At 52.2% G+C, this 16,698-nt stretch carries 19 protein-coding genes and 1 tRNA gene; 4 read left to right on the top strand and 16 right to left on the bottom strand.

What is annotated here, in order from left to right:
- Positions 1-11 precede the first annotated feature (11 nt).
- Together argJ and mutT are read left to right on the top strand one after the other, a co-directional pair.
- Entirely contained in the window at positions 12-1,229 is a 1,218-nt protein-coding gene (gene argJ / locus Q8W24_RS01180; protein ID WP_305414986.1) for a bifunctional glutamate N-acetyltransferase/amino-acid acetyltransferase ArgJ, read from the top strand.
- On the top strand, positions 1,229-1,681 hold the full coding sequence (gene mutT, locus Q8W24_RS01175; RefSeq protein WP_303433030.1) for an 8-oxo-dGTP diphosphatase MutT: 453 nt from the start codon (positions 1,229-1,231) through the stop codon (positions 1,679-1,681). Before argJ ends, mutT begins: the two co-directional genes overlap by 1 nt.
- Positions 1,682-1,692: 11 nt before the next feature.
- Here the strand turns inward: mutT and Q8W24_RS01170 are convergent, their stop codons facing one another.
- From Q8W24_RS01170 to miaB, 6 genes are read right to left on the bottom strand one after another with little or no spacing between them, the layout of a single operon-like run.
- Positions 1,693-2,046 (bottom strand): DUF6164 family protein, encoded by a 354-nt coding sequence (locus Q8W24_RS01170; RefSeq protein WP_305474118.1) that lies wholly within the window; start codon positions 2,044-2,046, stop codon positions 1,693-1,695.
- Entirely contained in the window at positions 2,046-3,569 is a 1,524-nt protein-coding gene (gene lnt / locus Q8W24_RS01165; protein WP_305474116.1) for an apolipoprotein N-acyltransferase, read from the bottom strand. The genes Q8W24_RS01170 and lnt overlap by 1 nt, the downstream gene beginning before the upstream one ends.
- 26 nt (positions 3,570-3,595) lie before the next feature.
- A complete protein-coding gene (locus Q8W24_RS01160) occupies positions 3,596-4,417 on the bottom strand; it encodes an HlyC/CorC family transporter (RefSeq protein ID WP_303433027.1) in 822 nt (273 codons plus the stop codon).
- Entirely contained in the window at positions 4,414-4,896 is a 483-nt protein-coding gene (ybeY, locus tag Q8W24_RS01155; RefSeq protein ID WP_303433025.1) for an rRNA maturation RNase YbeY, read from the bottom strand. Before ybeY ends, Q8W24_RS01160 begins: the two co-directional genes overlap by 4 nt.
- Entirely contained in the window at positions 4,893-5,990 is a 1,098-nt protein-coding gene (locus Q8W24_RS01150) for a PhoH family protein (protein WP_305414993.1), read from the bottom strand. The genes ybeY and Q8W24_RS01150 overlap by 4 nt, the downstream gene beginning before the upstream one ends.
- A gap of 35 nt (positions 5,991-6,025) precedes the next feature.
- Positions 6,026-7,387 (bottom strand): tRNA (N6-isopentenyl adenosine(37)-C2)-methylthiotransferase MiaB, encoded by a 1,362-nt coding sequence (gene miaB / locus Q8W24_RS01145; RefSeq protein WP_303433023.1) that lies wholly within the window; start codon positions 7,385-7,387, stop codon positions 6,026-6,028.
- A 130-nt stretch (positions 7,388-7,517) separates the two neighbouring features.
- Here miaB and Q8W24_RS01140 point away from each other — a divergent pair, with 130 nt between their 5' ends.
- Both Q8W24_RS01140 and Q8W24_RS01135 read left to right on the top strand, forming a co-directional pair.
- A complete protein-coding gene (locus tag Q8W24_RS01140; protein WP_303433022.1) occupies positions 7,518-7,862 on the top strand; it encodes a DUF1820 family protein in 345 nt (114 codons plus the stop codon).
- Between the two features lie 107 nt (positions 7,863-7,969).
- Positions 7,970-8,569, top strand: a complete 600-nt coding sequence (locus Q8W24_RS01135) for a hypothetical protein (RefSeq protein WP_303433021.1) — start codon at positions 7,970-7,972, stop codon at positions 8,567-8,569.
- Positions 8,570-8,609: 40 nt separating this feature from the next.
- On the opposite strand, the gene Q8W24_RS01130 is transcribed toward Q8W24_RS01135, so the two are convergent.
- The 10 genes from Q8W24_RS01130 to Q8W24_RS01085 form a co-directional block, all read right to left on the bottom strand.
- On the bottom strand, positions 8,610-8,756 hold the full coding sequence (locus tag Q8W24_RS01130; protein ID WP_305414995.1) for a hypothetical protein: 147 nt from the start codon (positions 8,754-8,756) through the stop codon (positions 8,610-8,612).
- 53 nt (positions 8,757-8,809) lie between these two features.
- Positions 8,810-9,379 carry a TetR/AcrR family transcriptional regulator gene (locus Q8W24_RS01125; protein ID WP_303433019.1) on the bottom strand — a complete coding sequence of 190 codons (570 nt, stop codon included), beginning with the start codon at positions 9,377-9,379 and terminating at the stop codon, positions 8,810-8,812.
- A 264-nt stretch (positions 9,380-9,643) separates the two neighbouring features.
- Complete coding sequence (gene ychF, locus Q8W24_RS01120; protein ID WP_303433018.1) at positions 9,644-10,735, bottom strand: redox-regulated ATPase YchF; 1,092 nt, start codon at positions 10,733-10,735, stop codon at positions 9,644-9,646.
- Positions 10,736-10,774: 39 nt separating this feature from the next.
- On the bottom strand, positions 10,775-11,362 hold the full coding sequence (gene pth, locus Q8W24_RS01115; protein ID WP_303433017.1) for an aminoacyl-tRNA hydrolase: 588 nt from the start codon (positions 11,360-11,362) through the stop codon (positions 10,775-10,777).
- Between the two features lie 126 nt (positions 11,363-11,488).
- Positions 11,489-12,112, bottom strand: a complete 624-nt coding sequence (locus tag Q8W24_RS01110; RefSeq protein WP_303433016.1) for a 50S ribosomal protein L25/general stress protein Ctc — start codon at positions 12,110-12,112, stop codon at positions 11,489-11,491.
- Between the two features lie 112 nt (positions 12,113-12,224).
- Complete coding sequence (locus tag Q8W24_RS01105; RefSeq protein ID WP_303433015.1) at positions 12,225-13,166, bottom strand: ribose-phosphate pyrophosphokinase; 942 nt, start codon at positions 13,164-13,166, stop codon at positions 12,225-12,227.
- 48 nt (positions 13,167-13,214) lie between these two features.
- Positions 13,215-13,289, bottom strand: a tRNA-Gln gene (locus Q8W24_RS01100).
- A gap of 2 nt (positions 13,290-13,291) precedes the next feature.
- On the bottom strand, positions 13,292-14,167 hold the full coding sequence (gene ispE, locus Q8W24_RS01095; protein ID WP_305452638.1) for a 4-(cytidine 5'-diphospho)-2-C-methyl-D-erythritol kinase: 876 nt from the start codon (positions 14,165-14,167) through the stop codon (positions 13,292-13,294).
- Positions 14,160-14,786, bottom strand: coding sequence for a lipoprotein insertase outer membrane protein LolB (gene lolB / locus Q8W24_RS01090; protein ID WP_303433013.1), 627 nt, complete (start codon positions 14,784-14,786; stop codon positions 14,160-14,162). The genes ispE and lolB overlap by 8 nt, the downstream gene beginning before the upstream one ends.
- Positions 14,776-16,617 carry a tetratricopeptide repeat protein gene (locus Q8W24_RS01085; protein WP_305453313.1) on the bottom strand — a complete coding sequence of 614 codons (1,842 nt, stop codon included), beginning with the start codon at positions 16,615-16,617 and terminating at the stop codon, positions 14,776-14,778. Before Q8W24_RS01085 ends, lolB begins: the two co-directional genes overlap by 11 nt.
- Positions 16,618-16,698 lie beyond the last annotated feature (81 nt).

Genomic DNA, 16,698 nt, shown 5'->3' with positions numbered 1-16,698 from the left:
AGAGAAACAAGATGGCCGTTAATTTTTCTGTATTTGAAGATTTTGCAACTGTTGCCGGTGTGCGGCTGGGGGTTGCCCAGTCTGCCGTGCGTTATCCAAACCGGGACGACATGGTAATTTTTGAGCTGGCGGAAGGCACAGAAGTCGCCGGAGTATTTACCCGAAATGCCTTTTGTGCCGCCCCGGTCGTGGTTGCTCGTGAACATCTGGCGCTGCAGGCGCCACGTTACCTGCTGATCAATACCGGCAATGCCAACGCCGGGACAGGCAAGCAGGGATTTGCCAATGCTCGACGTAGTTGTGAGCTACTGGCGCAGGCAACCGGTGTGGCCAGCAGTCAGGTCTTGCCATTCTCGACCGGCGTGATTGGTGAGCCGCTGAATATGGATGCCTTTGAACGGGGTATTCCACTGGCACTGGCTCACCTGGGCGACGATCAGTGGGCCCGTGCAGCCCGTGGCATCATGACAACCGACACCTTGCCCAAAGGTTACTCTCACTGTTTTGAGCTGGATGGCCACGAAGTAACGATCACAGGCATCTCCAAGGGTGCTGGTATGATCAAGCCGGATATGGCGACCATGCTGGGTTTTATCGCCACGGATGTTCGCATTGACAAAACCGTGCTGGAACAGTGGTGTGGACGCCTGGCGAATGCCTCGTTCAACCGTATTACCATTGACGGTGATACCTCCACTAACGACAGTTGCCTGTTAATTGCAACGGGTCAGTCGACCCTGACCATTGATGATGCCGATTCGCCAGTGGCTGAAGCCCTGTTTGCCGAACTGAAAATCGCATTCCAGTTGTTGGCTCAGGCCATTGTGCGTGACGGGGAAGGGGCAACCAAGTTTGTCACCGTCGAAGTGGTCGAGGCACAAGCCGCGCAAGAAGCGCTGGATGTGGCCTATACCGTGGCCCATTCACCTCTGGTCAAGACAGCGATGTTTGCCTCCGATGCCAACTGGGGTCGTATTCTGGCCGCTGTTGGTCGTGCCGGTGTAGCAGACATGGAACTGGAAAAAATCCAGATCTGGCTGGATGACGTACAAATCGTGGAAGATGGCGGTCGTTGTGATGGTTATAACGAAGATGCTGGCGCTGCGATTTTCAAACAGCCTGAGTTTACCGTACGTATTGCCCTTGGGCGTGGTGATGTAACCGAGACTATCTGGACGACCGATCTGTCGCATGAATATGTCAGCATCAATGCTGATTACCGTTCCTGATGGTAATTGGCGCTGATACCCAGCCACTTCAACTGGCTGTTGCCGTTGCGGTGATCTGTAATCCGCAACAGCAAATCCTGATCGCAAAACGTCCGGATAACAAACATCAGGGCGGCTATTGGGAATTTCCAGGTGGCAAAATTGAAGCTGGGGAAACAACGACGGCCGCGCTGATACGAGAGTTGGACGAAGAGCTGGGATTGCAGCTGGAGCCTGCCTGCCTGTCGGCACTGATTGAAGTCTGCTTCGATTATCCTGACAAGTCGGTGAGACTGGATGTGTATTGGGTTGCTGTTACGGCGGCTGAAGCGTTACAGGCTCATGGTGCCGAAGGCCAGCCGATTACCTGGGTAACCGCCAGGGAATTGCTTGATTACAATTTTCCGGCGGCGAATCAGCCGATTCTGGAAGCAACACTGCATCGTTTGGCCCAATCAAACCTGGCTGAATAACCGCAAGCCGGTTATTCAAACGCGGTTAAAAATGGCCATACGGTCAGCATGATAATAATAGCTATCGCCACTACTACCAGAAAAAAATCGACGGGACGTTCCTGAAAGCGCTGGCGTAGAGACGCTGGTAGCTGATCCGGATCGTCAGTCTGTTTTTGGGTTAACAGATTGTGCTGTACCTGGTCGATCAGGGACCTGGCTTCGGTATAATCGTCAGCACTCACTAACCAGATAGCTGCTACCGCTATCCCCCAACGCCCGGCATGGGTTTCATAATACGGAATATCATGCTGTTCCAGTAAAGCCCGCACGGCATTGGCTTCTTCATCCGGTACGTTATTCAGCTTGAATAATAATCTGGCCATCAGGGTTTGCTCGTTGCAGATGTTGGTCGGACCGTGATGATCAGACCGGCAGCATATATCAGGGATATCAGGCAGAAAGCATATAGAGGAATCAGTCCCCAGTGGGTGTAGGGGGTTTCTCCTGTGCGTAATTCCGCCTTGGCGGTCAGACTGCCCAGGGTACTGGTCTGTAGCTGTTTTACGATACGGCCGTGATGGTTGACCAGCGCGGTGATACCGGTGTTGGTCGAGCGGAGCAAATAGCGTCCGGTTTCCAGTGCGCGCATTTGCGCCAGTCCCATATGTTGTTTCGGTCCGAGAGAGTCACCAAACCAGGCGTCATTACTCACTGTAACCAGCAGGTTGGCATTCTTGGCCATCTCGCCCACCAGTTGGGGGTAGGCGATTTCGTAGCAGATATAAGGGGCTATCAGATACAGCTGGTCATGCGCTTCAAAACGGATCAGCGGCTGCTCGGCAGCACCATGCAGAAAACTCGACATTTCCAGATCCAGAAAGGGAATTAATCCGCGTAGCTGACTTTCAAAAGGGATAAATTCGCCAAAAGGCACCAGTTGTTGCTTGTGATACAGGCCGTCAGCCATACCCGCCGCAACCACGCTATTGTGGTACTCCCCAGCCAGCGGATGATTGGGGGGATAACGGTAGGCAATGCCGGTAATCAAGCCGGAATTATGCAGTTGGGCGTTGTGACTGAGTTCGTCAAGATAGGGTAGAAACTGGTCATAAACCAGTGTCACAGCTGTTTCGGGCCAGACAATCAGGTCGCTGTCCCAGAGTTTTCTGGTTTCCTTGATATACAGGTTGATGGTCGGACTGACCATCTCCGGTTTCCATTTCAGGTTCTGGTTGATATTGCCCTGTACGCTGCTGACCGTTAGTGTGTCGATCGCCGTGGTCCACTGCTGCTGCTGTAACCAGTACCCCGTGGGCCAAAGCAGCAGTACTAACAAGTAACGTAGCCGGGTAGTGCGTAATGTCTGGATCAGGCTGCTGACGGTCAGTACCAGAATAACGGAAATACCATAGCTGCCGATCACTGGTGCCCAGCCCGCCAGCCAGGTGAACAAGTGAGCATCACCGGCAAATAACCAGGGAAAGCCGGTAAACAGCCAGCTTCGTACCCACTCACTGATAAACCAGAATGTTGGTAATAGCAGCCAGGGTATTACCTGCCGTCCATTACGACGGAACAGGGCATACAGTGCGAAACAGCCAGCCGGTACCAGAGCCAATACCGCAGCAAAGGCGGCAGCCAGCAAGATGGCCAGTGGCGCAGAGGTGCCTCCAAAGTCATGCATGCTGACATAGACCCAGGAAACACCGCTACCAAATTGGCCAAAGGCATACCACCAACTACGCCCAAAGGCCTGTCGGCAAGAATCCGGTTGCCACAGCATATGGGTAAACAACGCCAGGCTGACCAGGCCCAGCGGCCACCAGTACAGTGGCGCCAGTGCGAGAGGGAAAATGGCACCAGCGGCCAATAACAACAGCCTTGAAATCCAGCGGTGGGAGATCATAGAGACCCTGGTGGAAGTGGTTGGCATCACACAGGGGTGACCTCAAGCAAGTTGATTTGACGGCTGGTGCCGTTAATGACCTTGAAGTGCCAGTTTTCGATATTGATGCTTTCGTTACACTCAGGTACCCGGCCAAAATGATGGATCACGATGCCGCCAATGGTATCGAAGTCATCATCACTGAAGCTGGCTTCAAAATGGTCGTTAAAGTCATCAACCGGAGTCAGTGCCTTGACCATAAAGATCTGGCTTTCGACTTCCTTGATCAGGCTCTCTTCTTCATCGAAGTCGTGTTCATCTTCAATATCACCAACAATCTGTTCCAGCACATCTTCGATGGTGACCAGGCCGGCGACGCTGCCAAATTCATCAACCACGATGGCCATATGGTTACGGGTTGCACGGAATTCCCGCAGCAAAACATTCAGCCGCTTGCTCTCTGGCACAAAGGTGGTTGGACGCAGTATATCCCGCAGGCGAAAATGATCGTGATGATCCGCCAACAGCAGTGGCAACAAATCCTTGGCCAGCATAATGCCGAGGATTTCGTTTTGACCTTCACCGAGTACCGGGAAGCGCGAGTGAGCTGATTCAATAATGCGCGGAATGCAGCCCTTGAGTGACTCGTTGATTTGAATCGAGACCATTTGGGCGCGGGGAATCATGATATCCCTGACCTGCATTTCGGAAACCTGCAGGGCACCTTCAAGAATGTTCAGTGTATCGTTATCGACAATGCTGCGCTCGGCAGCCTCGCGTACAATCACTTTGATGTCCTGACGGCTTTGTGGATCGTCAGAGAACAGGTCAGTCAGCTTTTCCAACCAACTTCGGGGGTCTTCGCTCATGGGGCCTCGTCTTGATAAGGGTCTGGGAAGTTGAGCTGTGCCAGCAGGCAACGCTCCAGTGCTTCCATCTCTTCCGCTTCGTCGTCATTTATATGGTCGTATCCGAGTAAATGCAAGCAGCCATGAATGACCATATGCGCCCAATGGGCCTCGTCGGATTTACCCTGTTCATGAGCTTCTCTGGTGACAATCTGCACACAGATGACCAAATCTCCCAATAACGGGATCGGCACCTGGGGCGGAGCCTCAAAAGGAAAGGACAGGACATTGGTGGGCGAGTCCTTTCCGCGATACTCATGATTCAATTGTTGACTTTCTTCCGCTCCACAAAGACGAATGGTTAACTCTGGCTCGTCATAAGGTGAGCGGTCGGTGAGCGCGGCGGTTACCCATTGCAAAAACTGCGCTTCCGTTGGCAGTTCTGTTGCGCCCGGATCGATCTCATCGGCTAGCTGTAAGTCCAGCAGAGGTGTGGTCATTGTGTGTTGGCCTGCTGTCGTTCCTGGCGGCGGGCTACTCTGGCCTGCTCCTCTTGTTCGTCGTGACGGTCGTAGGCATCCACAATTCGTTGTACCAGTGGGTGACGGACGACATCACGATTGTCGAAGCGGGTAATGCCAATGCCTTCAACGCCGTCGAGAACTTCCAGACCATGGCGCAAGCCGGACTGCACGCCACGGGGCAGGTCGGTTTGGGTAAGGTCGCCAGTAATCACCGCTTTGGAGCCAAAGCCGACCCGGGTCAGGAACATTTTCATCTGTTCTCTGGTGGTATTCTGGCTTTCATCCAGAATCACAAAAGAGTGACTGAGGGTACGCCCCCGCATATAGGCCAGTGGCGCTACCTCGATGATATTACGCTCCATCAGTTTGCCGACATGTTCAAAGCCCAGCATCTCGTAGAGAGCGTCGTACAGTGGCCGCAGATACGGGTCAATTTTTTGGGCCAGGTCACCGGGAAGAAAACCCAGTTTTTCACCAGCTTCCACGGCCGGGCGTACCAGCAGGATGCGTTTTACTTCATCTTGTTGCAGGGCTTCTACTGCGGCGGCAACGGCGAGAAAGGTTTTACCGGTACCTGCGGGGCCAATGCCGAAGCTGATGTCGTAGCGGCGTATCTGGTGAATATATTCGCGTTGATGCTTGCCGCGGACTTTGACATAGGTCTGGGGGGTCTTGATAACCAGCGGGCCGTGGAGATCAGGCTGTTCTGGTGACTCTGCAATATCGCTGTCACTGTTACTGTTGTCGCTGGCTTCATCATGCTGACTGATTTTATCTTCCGAGAGCAGTAAATGAATCAGGTCGGGTGTGATCGGCGTGCTATTGGCGGTCTCACGGTAAAGCCGTTCAATCAGCCGCGCTGCCCGCTGCCCGGCAATCTGGTCGCCTTCAAAGCGGAACTGACCGCCGCGATTATAGATCACCAGTTGGTAGTGGTCGGCAATCTGGCGAATATGGCTGTCCAGATGGCCACTGAGATTGGCGAGTCGGGAGGCATCTTCCGGCTGCAGCTCCAGAGTCTGGACGGCAGGATCCGCAGTAAGTGCTGGAGCGCTGGGCGTATCGGTCAAAAAAATCTCCTGAAAATAAGCAAAAGCGTACTGGTCTAGTACGCCTGATCAGCATCGATGATGACACCACGCAGACTGTTCGGGTAGGCATCTTCAATCTGCACCCGGACGAATTTACCAATCAGGCTATGGTCTTCATAGCGGAAGTTGACGACACGGTTGTTTTCAGTACGTCCCTGCAGTTCACCGGGGTCTTTGCGGGAGACGCCGGTGACCAGAATGGTCTCTTCCCGGCCAACCATACGACGACTGATCAGCTGGGCATTTTGCAAAATACGGTCCTGCAGAATATGCAGACGTTCTTTCTTGATGCTCTCTGGTGTCTCGTCCGGTAACTCAGCCGCCGGTGTACCGGGGCGGGCGCTGTAAATAAAACTGAACGAAGTATCAAAACCAATGGTTTCGATCAGCTTCATGGTGTCTTCAAAGTCTGCCAGTGTTTCACCCGGGAAGCCGATAATAAAGTCGGAGGAAATGGAGATATCCGGACGCAGCTTGCGCAGTCGCTCAATCTTGTCGATGTAGAGGTCAATTTCATGGCCGCGTTTCATCGCCGCAAGAATCCGGTTGGAACCACTTTGTACGGGTAAATGCAGATGGCTGACCAGTTCGGGGACTTCGGCATACACCTGGATCAGGCTATCGCTGAATTCCAGTGGGTGGGACGTGGTGAAACGGATACGGTCAATACCCTCGATATCGGCAACCTGAGTGATCAGTTCGGCAAGGTCGGCTTCGTCGTTGTCGGTGGTTTGGCCACGGTAGGCGTTAACATTCTGACCGAGCAAGTTGACTTCACGTACCCCCTGCGCTGCCAACGATTCGACTTCCTTGAGGACGTCGGCCAGTGGTCGGCTGACTTCTTCGCCGCGGGTGTAGGGCACAACACAGAAAGTACAGTACTTGGAGCAGCCTTCCATCACCGAGACAAACGCGCTGCAACCCTCCACCTTGGGAGCCGGCAAGTGATCAAATTTTTCGATCTCAGGGAAGGTAACATCCACAACCTGGATGGCATTGGCCGCCTTGTTGACCATGGATGGCAGGCGGTGCAACGTCTGGGGGCCAAACACCATATCGACAAAGGGAGCACGCTTGATAATGGCATCCCCTTCCTGGCTGGCAACACAACCGCCAACGCCGATTTTCAGGTCGGGATTTTTGGCTTTCAATTTTTTCCAGCGACCCAGCTCGTGGAAGACTTTCTCCTGGGCCTTTTCCCGGATGGAACAGGTATTCAGCAGAATAACATCGGCTTCTTCCGGGTTCTGGGTGATTTCCATTTTATGGCTGGACTCCAGCATGTCTGCCATTCGGGATGAATCGTATTCGTTCATTTGGCAACCGTGCGTTTTGATGTAAAGCTTTTTCGGTTGGTCCTGAGTGGCAGATGTCATGGGCAAAACAGCCTTCGGTATCGCGTAAAAAAAGGGGCGGTATTATACTTCGCTCCCTTCTGTTGATGCCAGTATGTATCAGCAGTCCTGATCGAGATTTTCTGTGTATTTGAGGTTGTCTGACGCCTGTATGAATTCGAAAGAAATAGCTGAACCCGTTTACCGTGTTGTTTTTTTACAGCAAGCGGAGGTATTTGAAATTTATGCGCGCTATATCTATCCCAGTGATTTATATGGTTTTGTTGAGATCGAACAATTGCTGTTTGGCGAGCGTTCCCAAGTGGTGGTTGATCCTGGCGAAGAGAGGCTGAAAAACACGTTTGCTGATGTCAAACGCACCTTTATTCCTATGCATGCTGTTATCCGTATTGATGAAGTCAGCAAAGAGGGTACGCCGACCGTGACCAAAACCGATGGTACGACCAATATCAGTGTCTTCCCCGGGCCAGGAGGAGGCCCGGCAGGACGGCGATAACGTCATTGATGACGGTTGGTGGTGATGATTCCGGCACGGCTTGTCAGCTTCGGCAGGCCCTGCTATGTTCAGATGAGATGTTCCTGATGAGTAGGGGAGTGAGTCTCATGAATACAGAAGTGATGCCGTTGTTCTGGCGGATTGCCGAACACGAAAAAAACGGACTGGAAGCCGTTAGTCTGTTAATGCCTGCTCCGGTTAGCGGAGAAGAGCCTGCAGAATTCCCCACTGATGTTTTTTTCTGCTCTTCCAGAGAGCAAAAACCACCGGTTGACTTGCGCTGGTCTGATGAAGATTCTGACCTGTTTATGAGTCTGTTGGATCGCGTGGTGGATGTTGAGGAAAACAACGAAGTCACACTGGATATCAATGACGGTATCGTTCAGGGCATCGTGCAACTGGTAGCCTTGGCACGATTCAAGAAACCAGCCAGTACGGATGATCTGGTCGGTGAGGATTTTAATACCGAGCGGGAAGAAACCGAAATTGGCGATCTTGTGGCGCTGAATACCCGTTACGGTTATATCCTGGCGATTGTGGTCGGATTGGATTCCATCGATACCACCTGCGTCTTGCTGGAGTCTGTGGAGGATGAATCCGGACTGACTCTGGCGGCAGAAAACACCCTGGTTGTGGCTAACCGGCTGTCAATCTTATCGAGCCGCTTTGCCGACTCGGATATTGGCCAAGGTGAGGTGCGGCACTGACGTTGATTGGCAGCGACATGTCGCCATCTCATATGATTGCTTATTTCGCCAGCGCCAGTCGCTGGCGTTTTTGTTTCAGTATCAAGTGAGTCAGGGTGGAATAAAAACCAGTCCCGGCTTGAGAGTGGTAGCGGAGTTGAGCGGTAACTTCACTGGCCACAGTATTTGCAGTGGATTGCTTGTTCATGTGTGATCCTGTCCGAGTAGGTGAAAGAATATTCATTCCGTGTTCGTGTCGTATTAGCAGCGTATGGCATCCCAGCACAGGCAGAGAATCTCGTTTTCATCACAGTTGACACAACTGAACTTCTCAGGTGCCTGCTGTTGTTTTTTGGCCATCATGGAAAGGCTTCCGTACGTCACGGTATTCAGCAGTTCGTTAGGAAGTTCTTTGAATACTCCCTGATGTTTGCCGTCATTCAGTAACTGCCCAATCACCTGCTGGAGCGTTGCCAGGGATTTTTCCCGTTGTTCCGGGCAAATCGTCGGTGACGCCAGCAGTTGATCCATCAGTGCCCGCTGGCAAGGGTTGGCCAGCACGTAGCGATAATAATTTCCCCACAAGGTGAAAAAGCGTTCGCGTAGTGACAGCGAGGGATCGTAACCCTCGGTACAGGCGGCGGTCAGCTTTTCAATCAGGTCATCAAACAAGGCACAAACCAGATCCTGCTTGGTCTCGAAATATCGATAGATAGTTCCAGCCCCACACCCGGCAAGGGCGGATATTTTGGACATTGGGCATGCTTGAAGGCCATGTTCAACAATCATTTTTGCCGTTGCTTTAAGGATATCTTCGCGCCTGTCTATCATGATGCTCTATTGCTTGTGACTGAATGTTCATTCTGTTCTTTGAAGAGCCTGTTTGCAATCCAATATTAGGGGAATATTAGGTATTGTTTTGGTTCAATCTGTTGATTATTTGCAACAGTTGTCAGGAAAGGGCAGTACAGCGGTGAGCAAGGAGGGAGAATCGGTCAAAAGTGATACGAATAGCAGGCAGTCAGGACTACCTGTGCCTGCTATATTATTGATATATCGGTTGATATTTCGAAGCTGGCTTCGAAAATGGCGTGCTTATACGTTGAAACGGAAATGGATAATATCACCGTCCTTGACGATATATTCTTTACCTTCCAGACGCCACTTACCGGCTTCTTTGGCACCGGATTCACCCCGATACTGGATAAAGTCGTTGTAACCAATCACTTCCGCCCGAATGAAGCCTCGTTCAAAATCGGTATGGATGGCAGCAGCAGCCCGTGGGGCGGTATCACCGACCTTGATGGTCCAGGCGCGAACTTCTTTTACACCTGCGGTGAAGTAGGTTTGTAATCCGAGTAATTCATAGCCGGCGCGAATAACACGGTCCAGGCCTGGTTCTTCCATACCGATTTCGGAAAGGAATTCCATCTTGTCTTCATCATCCAGTTCAGCGATTTCAGACTCGATTTTGTTACATACCACGACCACCTGGGCACCTTCAGCAGCGGCGATATCGCGGACCACATCGAGGTGAGGGTTGTTGTCAAAACCATCTTCCGCCACGTTGGCAATGTACATGGTGGGTTTGGTGGTCAGCAGGTGGAATGCGCGGGCGACCTTTTTCTCGTCATCACTCATATCCAGCATGCGGGCGGTATGGCCTTCTTCAAAATGAGGCAGCAAGCGCTCGAGCAAGGCTTTTTGTGCGATGGCGTCCTTGTCACCCCCTTTGGCGGTACGGGTGACTCGTTGATACTGTTTCTCGCAGGAATCCATATCAGCCAGTACCAGCTCGGTATTGATAATATCGATGTCATCAGCCGGATTAACCTGGTTGGCAACGTGAATCACGTTGTCATCTTCAAAACAGCGGACAACGTGGGCAATGGCATCCGTTTCACGGATGTTGGCAAGAAACTGGTTGCCCAGGCCTTCACCCTTGGATGCACCGGCGACCAGCCCGGCAATATCAACAAATTCCATCGAAGTGGGAACAACGCGTTCCGGTTTGACGATTTCAGATAATTCATCCAGGCGTTTGTCGGGCATGGAAACCACTCCCGAGTTAGGCTCAATGGTGCAGAACGGAAAGTTCTCTGCGTCGATGCCGGCCTTGGTGAGTGCATTGAACAGCGTGGATTTTCCGACGTTGGGCAAGCCAACGATACCGCATTTAAAGCCCATAGATGGTTTCCTGTATCTGATAAAAACGGGGCGGGTATTTTACCCTTTAAACGAGTGAAGTCGATTCATGGCTTTGGCCATTTCGCCATTCAGGGCATCGGGTAGCACTTGAATGGCTTCATCGATTGCAGCCCGAATACTTTTTTCTTCGGCAATGGGGGCGCGACCCAACACATGACCGGTAACACGAGATTTATCGCCGGGGTGGCCAATACCAATGCGCAAACGGTGAAAGTCCTTGTTATTGCCAAGCTGACTGATAATGTCGCGCAAGCCATTCTGGCCACCATGGCCACCACCGGTTTTGAAGCGTGCAACACCGGGAGGAAGGTCCAGCTCATCGTGAATAACAAGGATGTTATCTGCTTTGAGTTTGTAAAAATTAGCCAGTGCCGCAGTGGCAAGTCCGCTGCGATTCATAAAAGTGGTGGGCTTGAGTAACCAGCATTCATGGCCATTGATTCGGCCCTTGCCTGCGAGCCCATGAAATTTTTTGTCTGCTGACAGGGTGATACCGTGGCTACGTGCAATAGCGTCCAGGCACCAGAAGCCAGCGTTGTGGCGGGTATGTTCGTATTCGCTGCCCGGATTGCCCAGACCGACGATCAATGAAATTGGTGCAGTCACTTACTTGCCTCATCAACATAATGACTCGAGAACCGCTTGTCAGCTTGCGGCATCATAAATGCTGGTCAATCTGAAAACAAAAAAAGCGAGGATAAACCTCGCTTTTTTTGTTACGACCAGACGAAATTATTCAGCAGCGTCTGCTGCTTCGTCTTCGTCGCTTTCTGTGGTGCCTTTAGGTACCAGAACAGACAGTACTGCAGCGTCGTAATCTGCGCCATGGCTCAGAGCCAGAGATTCAACACCTTCTGGCATTACCAGATCGCTCAAGTGAACAACAGTACCGACTTCAACGTCAGCCAGATCTACCTGAATAAATTCTGGCAGGTTTTCAGCTGTTGTGATGATGTCGATGCTGGTGACCTGGTGAGTCACTTTACCACCGCCCATTTTAACGCCAACGCAGGTATCTTCGTTGATGAAGTGCAGAGGGACGTGGGCCTTGATCTTGCTGTCTTTGTTAACGCGCAGGAAATCAGCGTGCCACAGGATGTCTTTGGCAGGATGGCGTTGCAGGTCTTTCAGGACAACCTGTTCAGACTTGCCAGCAATCTCCAGAGTAATGATGCTGTTGTAAAACGCTTCATTCTCCAGTCGTTTGTTGAATTCATTCGACTTGATGGTAATGGTTACAGGCTCTTCTGAACCACCATAAACAATAGCAGGAACGCCATTTTCACGACGCAGGCGGCGGCTCGCACCTTTCCCTGAATCTTCGCGAACAACAGCAGACAATGTGAAGTCTGACATAATAAATACCTCGTTAGCAGATAGAAAAACCGCCAGAACTTGCGACCAGTGCTGGCGGTTTTATTTAACCGGTAACACTGAGTGCTACCGGGTTCAGTGCGTGTTCGTATGGTTAACGGAACATCGCGCTGATGGATTCTTCATTATTAACCCGGCGTACCGCTTCAGCCAGTAGACCAGCAATGGTCAGTTGGCGAATGGAACCGGTGGCGCGAGCGGCTTCAGACAGAGGGATGGTATCGGTAACCACCAACTCATCCAGTTCTGCATTGGCAAGCCGTTCAAGAGCGGGGCCGGATAGTACAGGATGTGTACAGTAGGCGACAACTTTTTCAGCACCAAATTCTTTTAATGCCTTGGCGGCATGGCAAAGAGTGCCGGCGGTATCGACCATGTCATCAACCAGTACACAGGTACGGCCTTTGACATCACCGATGATATTCATGACTTCGGCAACGTTGGCTTTCGGGCGACGTTTGTCGATGATGGCGAGGTCGACATCCATCTGTTTGGCGATGGCACGAGCACGGACAACACCACCAATATCCGGAGAGACAACAATCAGGTTATCGTAATTCTGGCGTTCCAGGTCATCCAGCAATACCGGAGAGGCGTAAACGTTATCGACGGGAACATCAAAGAAACCCTGAATCTGGTCAGCGTGCAGATCAACCGTCAGCATACGGTCAATCCCAGAACCTGCCATCATATCGGCAACGGCACGGGCACTGATTGGTACACGGGCACTGCGTGGGCGGCGATCCTGACGGGCGTAACCAAAATAAGGTACAACGGCGGTGATACGTCCGGCAGAAGCACGACGCAAGCCATCGGCCAGCAGCAGGATTTCCATCAGATTATCGTTTGTGGGAGCGCAGGTAGGCTGGATTATAAAAACGTCTTTACCGCGTACGTTTTCATCGATCTCAATGGTGATTTCACCATCACTGAATTTTCCAACGCTGGCTTCACCGAGGGGAATGTCGAGACGTTCGACAACGAGTCGGGCCAGTTCCGGATTGGCATTACCGGTAAATACCATCAACTTAGACACAATAGTCCCCTTTGATGTCACTTTAATCTGAATTGGGAGAAAAAGAGTTGGCTGGGGTGGCAGGACTCGAACCTGCGGATGACGGGATCAAAACCCGTTGCCTTACCACTTGGCGACACCCCAATCTAGGACGGTCTGAATAATATCTTATGTGCTGGTGAGTAGTTAATACCCCGCGCAATAAAGCGTTCATATTCAGCCGGTAACTGCTCAGAAACCTTTGCGGCTTCTGCTTCCGAGTCGAAGCTTGAGAATATGCAAGCTCCGGTTCCCGTCATCTTAGCAAAGGAAAATTTATTTAGCAAATTCAATGCTTTACCAACTTCAGGATAAATCATTGAGACAACTTGCTGGCAATCGTTATTGCCCCCTTGCTCAAGTGCGAGGCGCATATTAATTACAGGAGTGTGTCTTGTCAAACACTTATGTGAAAAAACTTTTCCCGTGTTTACATGGACATCGGGCCGAACCACCAGAAACCACTTTTCTTCCAGCTCGGGTACCGGCGTTAGTTGTTCACCAACACCCTCAGCAAAGGCCGCCTGACCCTGTACAAAAACCGGCACATCGGCTCCAAGGGTAAGACCCTGGGCAGCGAGCTGGTCGAGCGATTGATGGCACTGCCATAATTGATTCAGAGTGAGCAGTGTCGTGGCGGCATCGGAACTGCCACCACCAAGGCCACCTCCCATTGGCAAGCGCTTGGTCAAACGAATATCAGCCCCGGGCACAGTCCGGCCTTGTGTTTTGGCAAGATTCTGTAACAACCGCGCAGCACGAATAATCAGGTTGGATTCATGCTCAACACCATCAATGGCTGGTGTGAGTGTCAGCTGGTCATCCTCTCGGCACCGAAACTCCAGCCAGTCGCTGTAATCGAGAAACTGAAACAGGGTTTGCAGGTTATGGTAACCGTCGGGTCGCCGACCGGTAATATGCAGCATCAGATTGAGCTTGGCGGGTGCCGGTACTCTGACCCAGGGGTTGGCAGTATCAGTCATACAATGTCCATTCGTTAATCGCCAGAGTCAGAGAGTAATGGTAACCCTGGATCTTGATCAGTCCGGGCAGCCAGATGCCCTGTTGCTGTTGGTAGCGGCTAAAGCGCAAGGTCCAGCCGTTTTGCTGTAGATGACTGAGCAAACCATAATCATCAAACTGACTGGTGGCATCGCCATCCGGTGCCGGTTGCCCCTTGACCCAGTAACGAATACCACTCACCGGCAAGTACCAGCCAAGGTGATCCGCCATCAAGCTTTCTGCGTTGGCTGCGGTCAGGGGCTGGTCATGGTTTGGCAAGGTCAAGGTCGCGTTATGCTGATTACCCTCCAGGCGGGATGACCCCTGACCCATGGGGCCGGTAATAAACAGATCGTACTGCTGCTGGTCTTGTTGCCAGGTGAGGTAGCCGGTCACGCTGTCATTCTGTGTTGTGACCGATAATTTACCGCGCAGCTGCCAGTGTTGCAGTTGATCCAGCTGACGTTGTTGTAACTGCTGGTCACCGGGCAAGAGCGAACAGGAAGAGAGGGCGCTGACGAACAGCAGGAGCAGCGGCACTACCCATCGGGAGCGGACGTGTGGCGCAGCGTGCGCCATCGAGATCGGATTACTGATCATTCAGATCGACCTTCAGACGCTGCAGCGTGTTCTCGATAATGGTGCTGTCAGGCTGATCTTGCAGTCCGGACTGCCAGACGGCCTTGGCCTGTTGTTGCGCCCCGGTGATCCAGAGCAGTTCGCCGTAATGAGCGGCGATTTCATGATCGGCAATGATAGTAAAGGCTTGCTGTAGCAAGGGTTCGGCTTTCTGGTAGTCACCCAGTTTAAAGTAGGCCCAGCCCAGGCTGTCGATAATGGCTGGACTGTTGGGACGTAATGCCAGCGCCCGTTGCAGCAGCGGCAAGCCGTCCTCAATACGATGCAAGCGGTCGACCAGAGTATAGCCGAGGGCATTGAGGGCATCGGCGTTGTCGGGTTGCAGCTCAATAACCCGCCTCAGGTCCTGTTCCATGAGTGGCAGGTTATTCATGCGTTCGGCGACCAATGCCCGGTAGTAGATAACCTTGGCATCATTGGGGTTGTCATTAATAAGCCGGGTATAACGATCCATTGACTCCTGATACTGGCCATAGTCGGTCAGCAGGCTGGCTTCCAGTATGGTCAGTTCTGTGTGTCTTTTGGGGAAGCTCTGGCGCAAGGTTGTCAGGTAAGCAACGGCGCTCTGGATACCTTGTTGCTCGGCGATCAGTGCCGCGGCATTAAGGTGGGCGGGCATAAACTCTCGGCTGTCTTTAACCTGGATATAATACTCAAGCGCCTGATCCGGTTGATTAAGCCGCTCTGACAGTTGTCCGAGATAAAACAGTGCCTGATTCTGATGAGCGCCACTCTCCAGCAGACTGACCAGATGCTGGTAAGAGGACTGATCTTCTCCCATATCAAATTCAATCAGCCCCAGTGACAGCAACACGGTATGGTCGCCAGGGTATTGCTGGTGCAAGTCACTGAAAGCCTGTCGGGCGAGCAGGATCTGGTCGGTATTCAGCAAGAGCCGGGCACGCAGCACTTGCATACCTTTATGGTCAGGGTGTTGTTGCAGGACTTGCTCGACCCAGGCCAGAGCAGCAAGTTTGTCACTTCTTGCTGCCAGCATTCGCGCCTTGAAGACCGATGCCGGCAGATTTGCGCTATCCAGTACCAATGCCTGGTTGAAATGCTCAAGGGCGCTGGTATCGTTGCCGGTACCTTGTTCCAGAATTCCCACCGCAGTCCAGAGCGACGGATTATCAAGATCTTCCTGCAGTGCTTGTGACAGAGCATCAAGCAATGGCCTGCGATCACTTTCTGCACCGAGAGACGCAGTAGAAGCCAGTAATTCGTAATGACTGTCACCGGTGAGCGCCTGCAATTTTTGTAAATGTCCCAGCGCATCAACAAACTGCCGTTGTGCCATATACAACTGCGCCAGTTGCCAATGGACCTCGGCGTTGTCAGGATCGGCAGCAAGCCAGATATTGGCGGCCTGGATCGCTTGCGGATACGCTCCCATATATTGGGAGACCTGGGTAGCTCGGGCAGCAATTTGTGGATTGCCGGTGCGCTTGGCGGAAGCAAGATAACCGTCACGAGCACGTTCGAACTGCTGACGCTGTCCGGCAAACTCGGCGGTGAGCAGTTCGACCAGTTCTGTCTGGCTGAAATTGGCCACTCTTTCGTCTTCGACTTCGTCAGCAGCAACAGCGGTTTCTTCGGGCTCGATCGATTGTGTGATTGCCGGAGTACTGGCAAGAGGCTCATCAGGCTGCATTTGTTGGCTGGCACAGCCCGGCAACAAGATGCCGAATGCCAGGGTTGTGAGGAGCCAATGAGAGAGAGAGGCACCTTTACTACCGGCTGAATGCAGTAAAGATGTCGCGTTCGGAGCGGCTGTCAACGATGTTGTGAACACTCTGTTTCTTCCGGAACGAGGGCCTTCAGGAGTCGATAACACCTGAATTGCCAGAAAATTTTGTGTCTATTTAGGGTTAGA

This window comes from Oceanobacter sp. 4_MG-2023, from assembly GCF_030689165.1.
Lineage (GTDB): Bacteria > Pseudomonadota > Gammaproteobacteria > Pseudomonadales > Oceanobacteraceae > Oceanobacter.
The sequence above is the reverse complement of the archived record's forward strand: the minus strand, read 5'-3'. Positions and strand labels throughout refer to the sequence as shown.